This window comes from Actinomadura sp. KC216, assembly GCF_004348535.1.
Taxonomy (GTDB): domain Bacteria; phylum Actinomycetota; class Actinomycetes; order Streptosporangiales; family Streptosporangiaceae; genus Spirillospora.
The window spans coordinates 1-15,509 of record NZ_SMJX01000197.1 but is presented as its reverse complement, the minus strand read 5'-3'; the positions used below and the strand labels follow the sequence as shown (position 1 = coordinate 15,509).

Genomic DNA, 15,509 nt, shown 5'->3' with positions numbered 1-15,509 from the left:
GGATGGGACAATTGGGGCATGACTGAGCGAAAGCCCGCCGGGCTCAGCTTCGAGTCTTGGATCGACGGGCAGATCCGCGAGGCGGAGGGGCGCGGCGAGTTCGACGGGTTGCCGGGCGCGGGGAAGCCGCTGCCGGACGCGGGCCGGCCGCTGGACGACAACTGGTGGATCAAGCAGAAGCTGGCCAGCGAGGGGCTCGTGGCCATGATCCATCCGACGCTGTCGCTGCGCAGGGAGATCGAGGACGTCATGGAGGCGGCGCTCAAGGCGCCGTCCGAGCGCAGCGTGCGGCGGATGCTGGAGCCGGTCAACGAGAAGATCGCCGCCAACCTGCGGTTTCCTCCGCCCGGCCCCGCGCTCGGCTACCGGCCGATCGACATCGATGAGGTCGTGGCGCGGTGGCGGGAGGCCCACAGCGCGCGCGTGGAGCGATCGCAGCGCGTGGTGGGCGAGAGCCGCGACAAGGCGAGCGGTCGCCGGTGGAGGCTCTTCTTCCGTCGGCGGCGTCGCGGCTGAGCTGGGCGGGCGGCGCCTGGGCTCGATACTTTGCTCTTGCGCTAAGTGTTTCCCAGGCTGATACTTAGCCTCATGGCACAGTATTCGGCGGAGATCGACGGGGTGTTCGTCGCGCTGGCCGATCCGACCCGGCGCGGGGTCATCCGGCGGCTCGGGCGCGGGCCGACGAGCGTGGGGGAGCTGGCCCGCGAGTTCCCCATGACCCTCCCGTCGTTCATGAAGCACGTGCGGACCCTGGAGGCGAGCGGCCTGATCCGCACCGAGAAGGCCGGGCGGGTGCGCACCTGCGTGCTCAACCGGGAGCGCCTCGCCCTCGTGGACGACTGGCTCGCCGAGCAGCGCCGGATCTGGGAGGGGCGGACCGACCGGCTCGAACGCCTCGTCACCGAAGCGAAGGGGGAGACCGATGAATCCCGATCTTGACCTGGCCCTGGAGCGGGTCATCCGCGCGCCGCGCGGCGTGGTGTGGAACGCGTGGACCGATCCGGCCCGGCTGGAGAAATGGTGGATCCCGGCCCCGGCGGTGTGCCGGGTGGACCGGCTGGACGTCCGGCCCGGCGGGGCGTTCGTGACGCGGATGAGCGAGGACGGGACGGAGTTCGTCCCGCAGGTCGACGCGATCTTCCTCGTCGTGGACGAGCTGGAGCGGATCGTGTTCACGAACGCGATCGACAGCGCCTGGCGTCCCGCCGACCCCGTGCCGGTGCCGATGACGGCGGAGATCATGCTGAGCGACCACCCGGAGGGCACGGACTACCGGATCGTCGTCCGCCATGGCGACCCGGAGGCCCGCGCCCGGCACGAGAAGCTCGGCTTCGCCGAGGGGTGGGGGACGGTCGCCGGGCAGCTCGCCGGGTTCGCGGAGAGCGAGATACCGGCGTGAAGATCGTGCTCACCGAGTTCGTCTCGCTGGACGGGGTCAGCCAGGGGCCCGGTTCGGCGTCCGAGGACACGAGCGGCGGCTTCACCAGGGGCGGCTGGCTTGTGCCGCACATGGACGAGCTGTTCGTCCGGCGGACGTCCGAGTGGCTGGACCTCGCGGACGGCCTGCTGCTCGGGCGGCGGACCTACGAGGCGTTCGCCCGCGACTGGCCGCGGATCACCGACCCCGGCGACCCGTTCACCGAGCGGATGAACTCGCTGCCGAAGTACGTCGTGACCAGCACGCTCGGCGAGGGGACGTGGAAGCCGACGACGGTGCTGCGCGGCGACCCGGTGCAGACGGTCGGGGAGCTCAAGGCACGGCCTGGACGGGAGCTGCAGATCCACGGGAGCGCGCGGCTCGGTCACGCGCTGCTGGCGGCCGGGCTCGTCGACGTGCTGCGGCTCGCGGTCGCGCCGACCGTGGTCGGGGCCGGGCGCCGGCTCCTCGGCCATCCGGGCGCGCCGGTGGGCCTGCGGCTCGTCCACCACGAGGTGACGGTGAACGGCGTGCTGCTGCTCCAGTACGAGGCCGCCGGCGCGGCCCCCGTGGCGGAGTACGAGGGTGTGACGGCCTTCGTCTGACCCCGGCTAGCCCACCTTGACGACGAACAGGACCAGGCTCACGCCGGTCGCGACCACGAGCGTGATCAGCCAGGCTAGGCCGAGGGTCTTCCAGCGCCTCCACAGGTTCCCGAAGCGTTGCGGCGTCCCGGCCAGGTCGGGTCTCCACAGCTCGACGACCAGCCTGCCCCCGAAGGCGCTGAACGCGACGATCGCCGCCCAGGTCCACCACTGCACATCGATCTCGACGGCGGAGGCGGCCGGCACGGCCACCACCGTGTACGCGGCGATCATCGCCAGCATCAGCAGGAGGGAGCGCAGGATCGCGCCGCCGCCCGCGAGGCGCAGCGCGATCGCGGTCGACAGCAGCGGCACCAGCACGAAGACCGGGGCCACCAGCGCGAGGATCAGGTAGATCACGAGGACCGTGACCGCGAGCAGCAGGAAGATCCCGACGATGATCTTCTCGATGAGCGACATGTCGGGGGTCAGCCCGCCGGAGACGATCTCCTCGATGAGCGGTACGCCGACATGGATGAAGAGCACGGTGAACAGGAGGATGGCGAGGGGGACCGCGATCGCCGCACCGGCCACCGCGCCGACGGCGGCGGCGGCCGACCGGGCCAGCGCCGGAACGGTGATCCCTCGGCCGTCCACCCGGGGCGGCGGCAGGGACCCCGCCGGGCTAGGACCAGGCGGGCCGGGCGGAGCAGGTGGACCAGGTGGGCCGAATGGTCCGTGCCCCGACATATGCCGACCTCCCCGCGTTCAGGGCAATATCAAATGATCTCCAGCAGTAGCCGTCGCGTTACAGACTCCTTGCGCGATTGGGGCCGTGGCGGAAGACCCAGGAGTTTCTTCTCCTAAGTGGTGTTCGCGGCACGTTGTTTCTGGGACCCCTCCCGGGAGCGCGGGCGAACAATGGGCGCGATTCGCGGCTGATGGGGAGTGCCCATGATGGATCGTCCGATGTACGCCTCGCCCGAACCCGCGCCGCCCCCGGTGCGCGTTCGCGACCCGCTGGCCGTCGCCCTCGGCAACGCCTCTCTTCTGGGCGTCGGATACCTCATCCTGGGGCGGCGCAAGACCGCCGTGGGCACCGGGATCGTCACCCTTGTCCTCGTCTCCGTTCTCGTCTCGGCGGCCCGGTGGTGGAGCGAGGTCCTCGTGCTCGTGTGGTGGGCGGCCGTCATCGCGCACGGCTGGTCGGCGGCGGGAGGACGCCGCGCGGGAATCGCGGTGCCCCGGCAGCGGATCCTCGCGGCCGCTGTCACGGTGCCCGTGCTGCTGGCCGCCGGGCTTCTGCGGTTCGACGCGTCCAGGATCGAGGAGCGCGTCGCCGAAGCCCGCGAGGACGGCGACTGCGCGCGGGTGCTGAGCGACGGGGCGGGCGTCTGGTTCGGGCACCGCGTCGCCGGCGCGCCGGTGGCGCTGCGCAGCGACGAGGCCGTCGAGGCGTGCCGGCGGCTGCGGACGGCCGAGGCCAAGCTCACCGCCGGGCTGGCCGCGGGTGACACCGGTTCGCTGAAGGCCGGATTCGACATCCTCGCCTCGGTCCTCGCCGAGCCCGGCCAGCGGAGGACGGTCGGGACGGTCCTCGACGGGTTCCTCGGCCGCCTGCCCACGGACGACGCCTGCCGCACCGTCACCGTGACGGACTGGCTCCACAACCGGCCGCCCAGCCATGACGCGCTGGACCGGTCGGCGGGCGCCGTCACTCGGGCCGCGCCCGCGGCGCTCGTCGGCTGCGGTGACGATCTCATGAAGGCCAAGGAATGGATGGGCGCCCGCGCGCGGTACCAGCAACTGCTCGACCAGTATCCCCAGGACGGGCTCGCGGGCGCGGCGAAGAACGGGGTCAGGCAGGCCACGCTGTCGATCGAGCTGGCGCACGTCCGGAGCCTGCTTGAAGATGCGTATTCCGGCGAGCAGCAGCCCCAATATTGCAGTTCACCGGGGAAGTACAGCGGGGCCCGTGCCTATGGCAAGGGCGTCAACCGGGCGCTGTTCTACGGGAACGACGAGTACACGGACGATCTCCCCGGGAAATGGCGCGTCAAGGACGTCGCCAACGCCGTCCTCATCGTCTGCGTGGGGGAGCGGAAACAGGGAAGCGTCGTCGAGTCGTGCACCTATCGGAGCAAGAGCTCCGGGAAGCTGTACCGGGTGAGCTTCCACAAGGTCGCGCTTCCGGTGAAGGTGTACGAGCTGCGGACGGGCAGGCTCGTGGCCGACCGGAAAGTGCAGATCGGCGGCCGGAGCTGCCCGTCCGTCATCAGATACCGCTCGTCCTTTCTCGACGATTTCGGCCCGGACCCCGACCGGTACGTGAACCCGTCCAAGAGCGACGTGCGCGCCGCCTTCGAGCCGCTGATCGACCGGTGACCGGCGGACGGGACCGGTGACCTCGGAGCATCACCGGCCCGTCCAGCGCGGGGGAACGGCCGGGACGTCGGCGAGCCGCTCCCGGAGCGGGCATTCGTGCGGGATCAGCCGCCGCTGAACCGCGTCCCGAGTCCGGTGGCGGGGGCGTCCGGGGACGACGGAACGGCCGCTCCCAGCTCCGCCTGCGCGAAGGCGGCGAGGTCGGCGTCGCAGACCGCCCAGCGCTCCCCCCTCCACACGACCGACCAGCGGGCTTCGACGTCATGGTCCGACCATGTGCACCCGCCCTCCGCGCTCTTGCTGCCCCGCGCATGGAGCGCCGGGTCGTGCGGCATCACCATGAGGACGCCGCAGTCCGGCCACTGCACCTTGTCGTAGAACGCCATGAAGCTCCTCTCGTCGGTCGCGTGCGCGCGGCGAAACTGAGACGCCCGAGGTGCGGCTCCGGATGGCGGGGCCGTCGTCCGGTTGTGCGCGTCCGGTGACCGTGGGTGGCTGGATGCGGTCAGTTGGTGAGGGGTGTGCGAGATTGTCGCGGGGTGTGGTTACCCTGCCGTGATCTGGTGGTTCACGTGGTGTCCGGGTGGGGTGCATGGGCGAAGAGGCGGCGGGACAGGTCGTCGGGCGGGTACTGGGGACGCAGTCGGCGACGCCGCTGTCGTTCTGGGTCGGGCTCGAACCGGGGACGGTCCTCCAGCTGGACGAGGTCGTCGCGGCGACCCGGGAGGTGCCGGGGCGGGGCGAGGTCCTCATCGCCGGGGTCGTGACGAACGTCGAGGCGCGGCACGAGGGCGCCGCGTACGACTCGGACGTGTTCCTCATCGTCCAGGGCGTGCTGCCCGCCGCGGTCGTGGAGTCGGCCGAGGTCACGGTGACGCGCGTCGAGCCCGAGGTGTACGTGCCGCCGCTGCCCGGCACGGTCGCGCGCCGGGCGGGGGAGAAGGAGCGGGAACGAGCGCTGTACTTCGACGTCATGGAGCGGCGGGTGCCGGTCGGGCTGGGCCGCGACGGCGAGCCGATCCACGTCAACCTGGAGTTCCTGGACGGGACGCGCGGCGCCCACGTTTCGATCTCGGGCATCTCCGGGGTCGCGACGAAGACGTCCTTCGCGACGTTCCTGCTGTATTCGATCTTCAATTCGGGCGCGCTGGGCGCCGAGGCGCACAACACCAAGGCGCTGATCTTCTCGGTGAAGGGCGAGGACCTGCTCTTCCTCGACCACGCCAACAAGCGCCTGGACGACGACGCGCGCGCCGCCTACCGGAAGCTGGGCCTGGAGCCGGGGCCGTTCGGCAGCGTGCACGTGTTCGCGCCGCCGCGTCCGGGCGACCCCAACGGGACGCCCCACGTCTCGGCCCGCACCCAGGACGTGAGCCCGTTCTACTGGACGCTCGCCGAATTCTGCCGCCAGGAGCTGCTGCGGTTCGTCTTCGCCGACGCCGAGGACGAGCGGGCGCAGTACACGATGCTCATCGGGCAGGTCGCGGCCCGGCTGGCGCGGCTCGCGGAGCCGGTCGGCGGCGCCGTCAAGCTGCGGGCCTCCGACGACGCCGAGCCCGTGGTCTGCCGCACCTACGACGACTTCGTCCGGTTCATCGAGGAGACGCTGACCGACGAGGGCACGCGCCACGCGTGGGGCGCCGGGCTCATGGGCCTCGGGACGGTGAACGCGTTCCTGCGGCGGCTGCGGTCGTCGGTCCGGCCGCTGTCGCCGATCGTGCGCGGCGACCTGTCGTCCGACGCGTCCATCGACACCGAGGCGCAGGTCACCGTCGTCGACCTGCACAACCTGCCCGACCGCGCGCAGCGGTTCGTGGTCGGGGTGGTGCTGCGCGGCGAGTTCGCGCGCAAGGAGAGCACGGGCAGCGCCCGGCCGCTGCTGTTCGTGGTGCTGGACGAGCTGAACAAGTACGCGCCCCGCGAGGGCGGCTCCCCGATCAAGGAGATCCTGCTGGACGTGGCCGAGCGCGGCCGCTCGCTCGGCGTGATCCTCATCGGCGCGCAGCAGACGGCGTCGGAGGTGGAGCGCCGCATCGTCGCGAACTGCGCGGTGCGGGTCGCGGGGCGGCTCGACGCGGCGGAGGCGGCGCGCGGGGAGTACGGCTGGCTGCCCCCGGCGGCGCGGGCGCGGGCCACGATCGCCAAGCCCGGGACGATGTTCGTCGGGCAGCCGGAGATCCCGGTGCCGCTCGCCGTCGAGTTCCCGTTCCCGGCGTGGGCGACCCGTCCGGCCGAGGCTGAAGCGCGCGAGCCGTCGCGGACGACGGCGGGGACGACGGCGCGGGCGGCGCGCGATCCGTTCGCGGGGCTCGGCGACGTGGGCGACGACGACGAAGTTCCCCCCTTCTGAGGAGGCTGGAGCCGACATGAAGTTCCTGCACACCGCCGACTGGCACGTCGGCAAGGTGCTCCGGGGCCGGTCGCGGTTCGACGAGCACGTGAGGGTGCTGGACGAGCTGGTCGGCATCGCCCGCGAGGAGGACGTCGACGCGGTCATCGTCGCCGGGGACGTGTTCGACGGCGCGGTCCCGACGCCGCCGTCGCAGGCTCTGGTGATGAAGACGCTGATGGCGCTGCAGGAGGGCGGCCGGGAGGTGGTCGTCCTGGCCGGGAACCACGACGATCCCCGGCTGCTGGACGACGTGTACCGGCCGGTGCTGGGGCGGCTCGGCATCCGCGTGATCGGGAGGTTCCGGCGCCCGGACGCGGGCGGCCTGCTCTCGTGGACGGCCAGGACCGGGGAGCCGGTCAGGCTCGCGGCGATGCCGTTCCTGTCGCAGCGGTACGTCGTCCGGGCGCTGGAGGCGCTCACCGGCACGCCCGACCAGCACAACCGCGACTACGCGCACCGGTTCGCGCGGCTCGCCGAGGCGCTCACCGAGGGCTTCGAGGCCGACACCGTCAACCTGATCGCGGCGCACGGCACGCTCCCGGGCGGGAGGCTCGGCGGCGGCGAGCGCGAGGCGCAGACGATCTTCTCGTACTACTTCGAGCCGGCCGCGTTCCCGCCGACCGCGCACTACGCCGCGCTCGGCCACCTGCACCGGCGGCAGCGGATGCCCGGCCCGTGCCCCATCTGGTACAGCGGGTCGCCGATCGCCGTCGACTTCGGCGAGGAGAGGAACACGCCGGGCGCGCTGGTGGTGGAGGCGTCGCCGGGGCGCCCGGCCGACGTCCGCGAGGTGACGCTGAAGAGCGCCCGCGTCCTGCGGACGGTCACCGGCACGCTCGGCGAGCTGGAGGCGATGGCGGGCGGGCTCGGCGACGCCTGGCTGCGCGTCGTCGTGGCGGAGAAGCCGCGCGCCGGGCTGGCCGACGACGTCCGGGAGGTCCTCCCGAACGCGCTGACCGTGGACGTCGACGAGGCGTTCCGGCCCACCGCCACGCGGCGGCGCACGGCCGTCACGGGCGCCGACGCCCCGACGCCGCGGGAGCTGTTCCGCGCCTACCTCGACCACAAGGGCCACGAGGACGAACGGGTCATTGCGCTGTTCGACCGGCTCTACGACGAGCTCGACGACCGCGACCGGGAGGGCTGAGCCGATGCGTCCGCTGTGCGTCCACATGGACGACTTCTGCAGCTACCGCGAGCCGACGTCCGTCAGCCTGCACGACGTCGACTACTTCGTCCTGGTCGGGCCCACGGGGGCGGGGAAGAGCACGGTCATCGACGCGATCTGCTTCGCCCTCTACGGGTCGGTGCCCCGCTGGGGGAAGGAGAACGTGATCAGGCTGGCGCTGGCGCCGTCCGCCACCTCCGGCAGGGTGGCGCTGGTGTTCGAGGCGGCCGGACGCCGGTACGGGGTCGTCCGCGCGCTGGCCCGCACCAAGCAGTCGGTGACGACGAAGGAGGCGCGGCTGGACGAGCTGGACCCGTCCGTCGACCCGGCGGACGGCATCGAGGAGATGCTCGCCGCACAGGTCCGGACCATCGCCGACGGCCCCGACCCGGTGACCGCTGCCGTCGAGCGCGTCACCGGCCTGGAGTTCCGCTATTTCACGCAGTGCGTCGTCCTCCCGCAGGGCCGTTTCGCCGACTTCCTCCAGGCCGAGCCGAGGAAGCGGCAGGACCTCCTCGTCCAGCTCCTCGACGCCGGGACGTTCGAGGTCATCATGAAGCGGGCGGGGGAGGAGGCCAAGGTCGCCGAGGCGCGGGCGCAGGCGGCCGAGGCGCAGCTGGCGAAGGTCGGCGCCGTGGACGAGGCCGCCGAGACGGCGGCGCGGCAGCGGGTGGAACGGCTGGAAACACTCGGCGACCAGGTCCGCTCGGCGCTGGACGAGCTGCGCCGCACCGACGACACCATCCGCGACCGCGACGCCGACGCCGCCGACGCCGCGCGCTCGCTCGACGCGCTGGCCGCCCTCGCCATGCCCGAGGACGTCCCGACCCTCGCGGACGACCTCAAGACCGCGACCGGCGCGGCGGAGCGGGCGGCGCGCGAGGCGGCCCGGCACGAGGAGGCGGAGTCGGCCGCCCGGGAACGCCTCGCCGCGCTCGGTGACAAGGCCGTCCTCGACCTGGCGGCCAGGGCGCATCGCGATCACGCCCGGCTCACCGAGGAGATCGAGACCGTCCGCGCGGAGGCGGAGCAGGCGCGCCGGGAGGCCGCCGACGCCGAAGCGGACGTCGCCGTCGCGCAGGCGAACCTCCAGCAGGCGCAGGAGGAACTGCAGCGCACGCGCGACGCGCACACCGCCGCCGACCTCGTCCAGCGGCTCGCCGTCGGCGAACCGTGCCCGGTCTGCCTGCGCGAGGTCACCGAACCGCCGGAGCGGCACGCCCCGCCCGCCCTCGGCGCCGCCGACCGCAAGGTGAAGGCCCGCGCCCGCGACCTCGAAACCGCGCAGGACGCGCTCCGGAGGCTCGAACGCGAAGCGGACCGGCGCGACGAGAAGCTGGACGGGCTGCGGCGCCAGCTCGACGCGCAGGACGAGCACATCCGCGCCCACCCGGACGCGGATGACGTCCAGCGCCGCCTCGACGCGATCGGCGCGGCCGAAGCGGACGCCGAGCGGGCGCGGCAGGACCTGCTCTCCGCCCGCGCCGACCTGGCCAAGGCCGAACGGCTCCTCGCCGGGCTGAACGACGAGGCGGGCAGAGCGCAGCGCACACTGGACGAGGCCCGCGACACGGTCGTCGCGTTCGGCGCCCCGGCCGTCGACCGGACCGACCTGCACGCCGCCTGGACGACCCTGCTCAATTGGCGCGACCAGGAGGCGGCGCGCCGCGGCGAAGCGGCCGAGACCCTCGCGAACGAGCTGAGCGACCTCCGGGCCCGGCGCGACGACCGGCGCCGCGCGCTCGCCGCCGCGCTGGACGCCCACGAGATCGCCGTGCCCGCGACCATCGACACCGACACCGTCCGCGATGCCGTCCTGAACGCCCGGAACCAGGCGGAGAACCGGCTGGCGGACGTCCAGCGCGACCGGCGCCGCGCCGAGGAGCTGGCGGGCGAGATCCGCAAGCACCAGCAGGACGCCGCCGTCGCGCAGGACCTCGCCCGGCACCTGCGCGCCAACAACTTCGAGAACTGGCTGTGCGGCGAGGCCCTGGCACTGCTGGTCGACACCGCGTCCGAGACGCTGCGGGAGCTGTCGGGCGGGCAGTTCGAGTTCGTCCTGGACGACAGGAACGCGATCGAGGTGACCGACCACACCGAGGCGGGGCTGCGGCGCAGCGTCCGGACGCTGTCCGGCGGGGAGACGTTCCAGGCGTCCCTCGCGCTCGCGCTGGCGCTCTCGGACCAGATCGCCCGGCTCGGCGGCGGCGCCGCCCGCAGCCTGGACTCGATCTTCCTGGACGAGGGCTTCGGCACCCTCGACCCGGCGACGCTCGACACGGTCGCGACGACGCTGGAGCGGCTGACGTCGGGGGGTGACCGTATGGTCGGCATCGTGACGCACGTTCCGGCGCTCGCCGAGCGCGTTCCCGTCCGGTTCGACGTGTCGCGCGACCACACCGGCTCGCATCTGGAGAAGAGGAGCACGTGACCACGGCACCCCCGGCCGGGACGGCCGCCCCCGCCATCACCGTCGACCCCTGGGACCCGGGGTACGCGACCTCGCTGACCGCGGAGGCGATCGGCGAGCTGGACGCGTCGTCCGTCCAGCTCGACCTGGAGGTGGAGCTGCCGTCCGGGCGGTGGCGGCCGATCACCCCGGCCGCAGAGGGCCTCCCGCCCGCCGGGCTGATCGTCGCCGACGGGGTGCGCCGCATCGAGGCCCGCGTCTGGGTCGGCGACCCGGACGGAGGCCGACCGGACGGACGCCATCCGGGCGGAGGCCACCCGGACGGGGAGATGCCCGCGCCGGGGATCGCCGCGTCGTGCGCGGCCGGGCTGGTGCGCTGCACGCCCGGCGGCCCGGCCGAGCTCGCCGAGGTGGACGTGCGCCGCTCGCTGTTCACGCCGTCCCCGCACGCCGCCGACCTGACCACCTGGGCGGGCACGTACACGGCGGTGCGGGCCAAGGGCGGCGCCGCCGAGCAGCTGTCACAGGCGCTCCAGCAGCAGCTGTCGGACATCGAGGTCGGCCTCGCGACCCGCTACCGGACGGCGTCCGGCCACGACGGCGACCTCCTCATCGTGGACGGCCCGCTCCGGGGCCGCGCCCACCTCCCGCGCACCATCGGCTACGTGAAGACGCACCACGCCGCCTACCTGAAGGGCGCCGAGCTGGCCGTCCTCACCGCGCTGCGGCCGGGCGAGCGCACGCCCGTGTTCCTGATGACGACGAGCTGGGCGCGGCACTCCTGGTACCTGCGGCTGCCGACGCCGTCCGCCGCGCCGTGGGCGGGCATCGCGCGCTGCGAGGCCGCCCCCGACCTGCCGCGCGACGCGGTCGTGGAGCTCGCCGACCACAGCGCGGCGATCATCCCCGGGCTGGCCGGGGTCGACTACAAGGACCCGCGGGCGCCGCAGAACCTCGTCCCGATCGGTGGGCTGGAGAAGCTCCTCCGCCACCGCCTCGGCGACGCGGGTCTCCTCTATCGCGCCCTCCGCACCGCCACCGCGCGCCGCTCCTAAGCCCCGCTTCCGCCGGTGGCGAGGCGGACGGCGATCTTGTCCTCGATGTCCTTGGGGGCGCTCCCGGCGTAGCCGTTGAAGACGGTGGAGAAGACGAGCAGGCGGCCGTCCCGGTCCCGGACGTAGCCGGACAGGGCCGTGACGCCGGTCATCGTGCCCGTCTTCGCGTGGACGTTCCCCTCCGCGGCGGTGCCCCGCATCCGTTTCGCGAGGGTCCCGCCGGTCAGCCTGCCGGGCTTCCCGGCGACGGGCAGCGACGCGTACCAGGCGCCGAACCACGGCTGTTCCCGCGCGTTCCGCAGCAGGGTGCTGAGGAACCTGGGCGTCGTCCTGTTGGAGCGGGCGAGGCCCGAGCCGTCCGTCATGGTGATCTGCGAGGTGCCGGCGCCGAGCCGCTCCGCGTGGGCGGTGACGGCGGGCAGCCCGGCCGCCCACGTGCCGCTGCCGCGCACCTTCCGGCCGATCGCCTTCACGAGCGTCTCGGCCATGACGTTGTTGCTGAGCTTCATGAACGGCTTGGCGAGCTGCGAGAGCGGCATGGACGTGCGCGTCGCGATCGTCTCGGCGCTTCCGGGCGTCCGGCCTCGCTTCGTCGTGCCCGCCACGCGGACGCCGTGCGCCTTCAGGGCGCGGCGGAACACGTCCGCCGCGTAGAGCGTCGGGTGCTCCACCGTCCGCAGGACGCGGGCCTTCGGCGCACCGGCCGGAAGCCTGCCCGTGATCGTGATCGTGCCGGAGCCGTTCCGCCGGTTCACCGCGAGGGTGGACGACGACCCGCGCGGCCCCGTGGTGGCCCTGTTGTCGATCTTCACCACGCCGGTGGCGGGACGCAGCCCGGCCTTGACCCGCCTCCCCGGACGGGTCGCGGCCACCCCGACCTCGACCGAGCCCGCGTCGAAGTCGGCGTTGGGGGAGACGGTGAGGGCTGAGATCCGCCCCGCGTACGCGTACTGGAGGTCGCCCGTGTCCCAGCCGTCCGGGACGCGGTCGGCGTCGAACCAGGTGTCGTCCGCGACGAGGTCGCCCGTGACCTCCTTGACGCCCTTCTCCGCGACGGCGGCGGCGAGCCGTCCGTAATCGGCCGCCCGCATGGTGGTGTCGCCGGTGCCCTTGAGGTAGAGGTTCCCGCCGTCGGTGCCGACCGTCGTCCTGAACCGGTATCCGCCGCCGAGGACGCCGAAGGCGGCGGCGGACGTCGGCAGCTTGTTGTTCGACGCCGGCATGGCCCTCGCGCCGCCGTTGCGGTCGTACAGGACCCTCCCGGACCGGGCGTCGCGCACGACCACCCCGACCTTCGCGCCCTTGAGGCGCCGGTCCTTGAGGACGGCGTCCAGATCCCTGCCGAGATCGCCGTCCGGGGCGGCGGCAGGGCTCTCACCAGGGGCGGCGTCGGCGGGAGCGGCGCCGGCACCCCCGGCGATCAGGCTCCCGGCGAGCGGCACGGCCACCCAGAGACTGCGGATGATCATGTCGCGGAGTGTAGGGGTCCCTCTTCTACTACGCGCGGTGAGCGCGCAGACTTGGCAGAAGGAGGGCAGGCACATGGACGAAGCAGAAAGGATTCAGCGACCGCACGTCCTGTTCGGCTTCGACGGGACGGCGGAGAACGACGCCGCGCTGCGCTGGGCGGTCGACGAATCGCGGCGGCGCGGCCTCGACCTGGTGATGTGCCACTGCTGGCACTGGCCCTACGCGAGCGGCCACGTCGACCGCGACGCCGAGGCGATCAGGAAGCGGGCGGGGGAGAACCTGCTGGAGCAGGGCGTCCGCCGGACCCGCGAGCTCGGTGCGGAGGCGGTGCACGGGCGGCTGATGCGCGGGCCGGTCGCCGAGGCGCTGCTGCGCGCGTCCGCCACCGCGGAGCTGGTCGTGATCGGCGCGCACGAGCGGCCGGACGAGGGGGCGACGGCGCTGGAGGTCCCCGCGCGGGCGGCCCGGCCGGTGATCGTCGTCCCGGACGGCAGCGGCGGGCGGCGCGAGCTGGTCGTGGCGGGCGTCGACGGGACGGCCCGCTGCGACGCCGCGCTCGGGTTCGCCTTCGAGGAGGCGGCGCTGCGCGACTGGGACCTGCACGTCGTCTACGGCTGCTGGGAGCCCGGCGCGGTGACCGAGTCCGAGCTGGCGCTGTTCAACGACCGGGAGCTGCTGGAGAAGACGCGCGCCGCCGAACTGGAGGAGGCCGTCGCGCCGTGGCGGGAGCGCCACCCGGCGATCGGCATGCGGGTGTCGCTGCTGCTGGAACGCCCGTGCGAGGCGCTGCGCGACGCGGTCGGGGACGCCGGCCTACTGGTCCTCGGCGATCGCGGCACCGGCTCGGATCCCCTCGGCGCGACCAGCACCCGGATGCTCGGCCACGCCCGCTGCCCCGTCGCGATCGTCCCGGGCCGCAGACCCGGCTGACGCTCGGGGCGGGCGCCCCGAGCGCTAGGGCTTGCGGAGGACGCCGCCGTACTCGGTGGGGTCGCGGCTGAGCCGGGACGCGCCGTCGTACGGCTGGAGCTCGGCGGGCACGGGCGCGAGGGGCGGCTGGTCCGGGTCGGGACGCCAGTCGACGATGTCGACCAGGCCGGGTTCGACGGGCACCAGCCCCTCCGGCAGGAGCGCGTCGGTCTCGGCCCGGTCGCGGGTCTGCCAGCGCAGCCCGGCGCCGTTCGAGCGGGAGTCGATGTCGGCGGCGCGCTCGCGGTCGGAGCAGACGATCCCGGTGAACGCCAGATGGCTGCCGGAGACGGCGCGGTCCATGATGGTGCGCAGGATGCGGCGCGGGTCGTCGGCGTCGACCAGGTGGTGGCCGACGGACAGGAACAGCACGGCGACCGGCTTGCTGAAGTCGATGAGCCGCTTCACGTCCGGGTGGGCGAGGATGGCCTCCTGGTCGGACATGTCGGCGGTGATCACGGCGGTGGAGCCGTCGATCGCCAGCAGCGCGCGGGCGTGCACGAGGACGATCGGGTCGATGTCGACGTAGACGACGTTGGCGTCGGGCGCGAACCGCCGCGCGACCTGGTGCACGTTGTCGTTGGTCGGCAGCCCGCAGCCCATGTCGATGAACTGCCGGATCCCGGCCTCCTGCGCCAGGTATCGGACGGCCCGATACAGGAACTGCCGGTTCTGCCGGGCGAGGTCGATGAACTCGGGGAAGTCCGGCAGGTTCTGCAGCATGAACCGGCGGTCGGCCTCGTAGTTGTCCTTGCCGCCCAGCGCCCATCCGTAGATGCGGGCGGCGGTGGGCACGTCGTGGTGGATCTCCGCGGGGATGACCTCGTCTGCAGCCACGGCGTACTCCTGACCCGTCCGAAAAGCGAGTTGTCCAGCATCTCAGAATAGCGGGCCGTGTCCCGTTCCATGCCGGAACCGGAAAGAAACGATCATGGTTTTCCGACGAGCGCGGCGGTGGCGTCCAGCGCCGGGTCGGCGGGCAGGGCCGGGTCGAGGATCAGCTGCAGCATCAGGCCGTCCAGCAGCGCGGTGACCAGCATGGCGGTGCCCTCGCGGCGCTCGGCGGGCCAGTCCGGGCACAGCTCCGCCAGCCGCGCGGCGACCCGGCCGCGGACGGCCCGCGCCCAGTCCCGCCGCTCCGCGCCCATCCGCGGATCGCGCAGCGCCCTGACCAGCAGCTCCGCCGCCAGCCGCAGGTTCCGCTCGCCGGCGATCATGTCCGGGACGAGGTCGCGCAGCGCCTGCACCGCGGCCGGGGTGTCCGGCGCGGCGAGCAGCGCGTCCACCACCGGATCGATGATCATCTCACCGGCCCGCTGCGCCACGGCGACGTGCAGCCCTGGCAGCCCATTGAAGTAGTGGTGCAGCAGGCCCGGCCTGATCCGGGCGCGGTCCGCGACGGCGCGGGCCGTGATCGCGGGCCAGCCGCCCTCGGCGAGCAGATCCAGGCCGATCCGGACGAGCTGGTCTCGGCGCGCCCGGCCGCGAGGAGTCGCCGGGCGGCGAGCGCCGGGCGGGTCCTCCTGCGTCATGCCTCTCAAGCTATCCCAACGGTTGCACCGTGCAAAGATCGCCCGCGGCGAGTCGAGCGGAGCTCGTCCGTTGATTGGTGGTGGGTGGGGGCTGGAGGACGGTGGGTCGAGCGGAGCTCGTCCGTTG

15 protein-coding genes are annotated in these 15,509 nt (G+C 73.4%); 10 read left to right on the top strand and 5 right to left on the bottom strand.

All coding sequences use genetic code 11. From position 1 onward, the window contains the following. The first annotated feature begins 18 nt into the window (after positions 1-18). The 4 genes from E1264_RS28170 to E1264_RS28155 all read left to right on the top strand — a co-directional run bounded on the left by E1264_RS28170 (position 19) and on the right by E1264_RS28155 (position 2,022). Positions 19-516, top strand: coding sequence for a DUF1992 domain-containing protein (locus tag E1264_RS28170; protein WP_132178467.1), 498 nt, complete (start codon positions 19-21; stop codon positions 514-516). A gap of 72 nt (positions 517-588) precedes the next feature. Next, a complete protein-coding gene (locus E1264_RS28165; RefSeq protein ID WP_132178466.1) occupies positions 589-939 on the top strand; it encodes a metalloregulator ArsR/SmtB family transcription factor in 351 nt (116 codons plus the stop codon). Beyond that, on the top strand, positions 923-1,399 hold the full coding sequence (locus E1264_RS28160; RefSeq protein WP_132178465.1) for an SRPBCC domain-containing protein: 477 nt from the start codon (positions 923-925) through the stop codon (positions 1,397-1,399). Before E1264_RS28165 ends, E1264_RS28160 begins: the two co-directional genes overlap by 17 nt. Further along, positions 1,396-2,022 (top strand): dihydrofolate reductase family protein, encoded by a 627-nt coding sequence (locus E1264_RS28155; RefSeq protein WP_132178464.1) that lies wholly within the window; start codon positions 1,396-1,398, stop codon positions 2,020-2,022. The genes E1264_RS28160 and E1264_RS28155 overlap by 4 nt, the downstream gene beginning before the upstream one ends. A gap of 6 nt (positions 2,023-2,028) precedes the next feature. Here E1264_RS28155 and E1264_RS28150 read toward each other — a convergent pair whose 3' ends face one another. After that, complete coding sequence (locus tag E1264_RS28150; protein WP_132178463.1) at positions 2,029-2,658, bottom strand: hypothetical protein; 630 nt, start codon at positions 2,656-2,658, stop codon at positions 2,029-2,031. 297 nt (positions 2,659-2,955) lie between these two features. Between E1264_RS28150 and E1264_RS28145 the strand changes: the two genes are divergently transcribed. Then, positions 2,956-4,386 carry a hypothetical protein gene (locus E1264_RS28145; RefSeq protein WP_207936335.1) on the top strand — a complete coding sequence of 477 codons (1,431 nt, stop codon included), beginning with the start codon at positions 2,956-2,958 and terminating at the stop codon, positions 4,384-4,386. Positions 4,387-4,490: 104 nt separating this feature from the next. Here the strand turns inward: E1264_RS28145 and E1264_RS28140 are convergent, their stop codons facing one another. After that, the gene (locus E1264_RS28140; protein ID WP_132178462.1) at positions 4,491-4,772 is read right to left on the bottom strand and encodes a hypothetical protein; all 282 of its coding nucleotides are present in this window, start codon (positions 4,770-4,772) and stop codon (positions 4,491-4,493) included. Positions 4,773-4,978: 206 nt separating this feature from the next. Here E1264_RS28140 and E1264_RS28135 point away from each other — a divergent pair, with 206 nt between their 5' ends. From E1264_RS28135 to E1264_RS28120, 4 genes are read left to right on the top strand one after another with little or no spacing between them, the layout of a single operon-like run. Beyond that, on the top strand, positions 4,979-6,736 hold the full coding sequence (locus E1264_RS28135; RefSeq protein WP_132178461.1) for an ATP-binding protein: 1,758 nt from the start codon (positions 4,979-4,981) through the stop codon (positions 6,734-6,736). Between the two features lie 16 nt (positions 6,737-6,752). Continuing rightward, entirely contained in the window at positions 6,753-7,925 is a 1,173-nt protein-coding gene (locus E1264_RS28130; RefSeq protein ID WP_132178460.1) for an exonuclease SbcCD subunit D, read from the top strand. A 4-nt stretch (positions 7,926-7,929) separates the two neighbouring features. Further along, positions 7,930-10,377: an SMC family ATPase gene (locus E1264_RS28125; RefSeq protein WP_132178459.1), complete on the top strand. Its 2,448-nt coding sequence runs from the start codon at positions 7,930-7,932 to the stop codon at positions 10,375-10,377. Beyond that, a complete protein-coding gene (locus tag E1264_RS28120; protein WP_132178458.1) occupies positions 10,374-11,411 on the top strand; it encodes a hypothetical protein in 1,038 nt (345 codons plus the stop codon). The genes E1264_RS28125 and E1264_RS28120 overlap by 4 nt, the downstream gene beginning before the upstream one ends. Here E1264_RS28120 and dacB read toward each other — a convergent pair. Then, positions 11,408-12,880, bottom strand: a complete 1,473-nt coding sequence (gene dacB, locus E1264_RS28115) for a D-alanyl-D-alanine carboxypeptidase/D-alanyl-D-alanine-endopeptidase (protein WP_165964419.1) — start codon at positions 12,878-12,880, stop codon at positions 11,408-11,410. The two genes, E1264_RS28120 and dacB, sit on opposite strands and share 4 nt — an antisense overlap. Before the next feature lie 73 nt (positions 12,881-12,953). Between dacB and E1264_RS28110 the strand changes: the two genes are divergently transcribed. Next, complete coding sequence (locus tag E1264_RS28110) at positions 12,954-13,811, top strand: universal stress protein (RefSeq protein ID WP_132178456.1); 858 nt, start codon at positions 12,954-12,956, stop codon at positions 13,809-13,811. Positions 13,812-13,835: 24 nt separating this feature from the next. Here the strand turns inward: E1264_RS28110 and E1264_RS28105 are convergent, their stop codons facing one another. Together E1264_RS28105 and E1264_RS28100 are read right to left on the bottom strand one after the other, a co-directional pair. Beyond that, positions 13,836-14,687 carry an SAM-dependent methyltransferase gene (locus E1264_RS28105; protein ID WP_132178455.1) on the bottom strand — a complete coding sequence of 284 codons (852 nt, stop codon included), beginning with the start codon at positions 14,685-14,687 and terminating at the stop codon, positions 13,836-13,838. 92 nt (positions 14,688-14,779) lie between these two features. Beyond that, complete coding sequence (locus E1264_RS28100; RefSeq protein WP_132178454.1) at positions 14,780-15,382, bottom strand: TetR family transcriptional regulator C-terminal domain-containing protein; 603 nt, start codon at positions 15,380-15,382, stop codon at positions 14,780-14,782. Between the last annotated feature and the right edge of the window lie 127 nt (positions 15,383-15,509).

Excerpts from the sequence above, each read along its gene's own strand:
- E1264_RS28135 (WP_132178461.1), top strand. The coding sequence starts at position 4,979 with ATGGGCGAAGAGGCGGCGGGACAGGTCGTCGGGCGGGTACTGGGGACG.
- E1264_RS28100 (WP_132178454.1), bottom strand. The coding sequence starts at position 15,382 with ATGACGCAGGAGGACCCGCCCGGCGCTCGCCGCCCGGCGACTCCTCGC.
- E1264_RS28165 (WP_132178466.1), top strand. The coding sequence starts at position 589 with ATGGCACAGTATTCGGCGGAGATCGACGGGGTGTTCGTCGCGCTGGCC.
- E1264_RS28145 (WP_207936335.1), top strand. The coding sequence starts at position 2,956 with ATGATGGATCGTCCGATGTACGCCTCGCCCGAACCCGCGCCGCCCCCG.
- E1264_RS28130 (WP_132178460.1), top strand. The coding sequence starts at position 6,753 with ATGAAGTTCCTGCACACCGCCGACTGGCACGTCGGCAAGGTGCTCCGG.
- E1264_RS28110 (WP_132178456.1), top strand. The coding sequence starts at position 12,954 with ATGGACGAAGCAGAAAGGATTCAGCGACCGCACGTCCTGTTCGGCTTC.
- E1264_RS28160 (WP_132178465.1), top strand. The coding sequence starts at position 923 with ATGAATCCCGATCTTGACCTGGCCCTGGAGCGGGTCATCCGCGCGCCG.
- dacB (WP_165964419.1), bottom strand. The coding sequence starts at position 12,880 with ATGATCATCCGCAGTCTCTGGGTGGCCGTGCCGCTCGCCGGGAGCCTG.
- E1264_RS28125 (WP_132178459.1), top strand. The coding sequence starts at position 7,930 with ATGCGTCCGCTGTGCGTCCACATGGACGACTTCTGCAGCTACCGCGAG.
- E1264_RS28140 (WP_132178462.1), bottom strand. The coding sequence starts at position 4,772 with ATGGCGTTCTACGACAAGGTGCAGTGGCCGGACTGCGGCGTCCTCATG.
- E1264_RS28170 (WP_132178467.1), top strand. The coding sequence starts at position 19 with ATGACTGAGCGAAAGCCCGCCGGGCTCAGCTTCGAGTCTTGGATCGAC.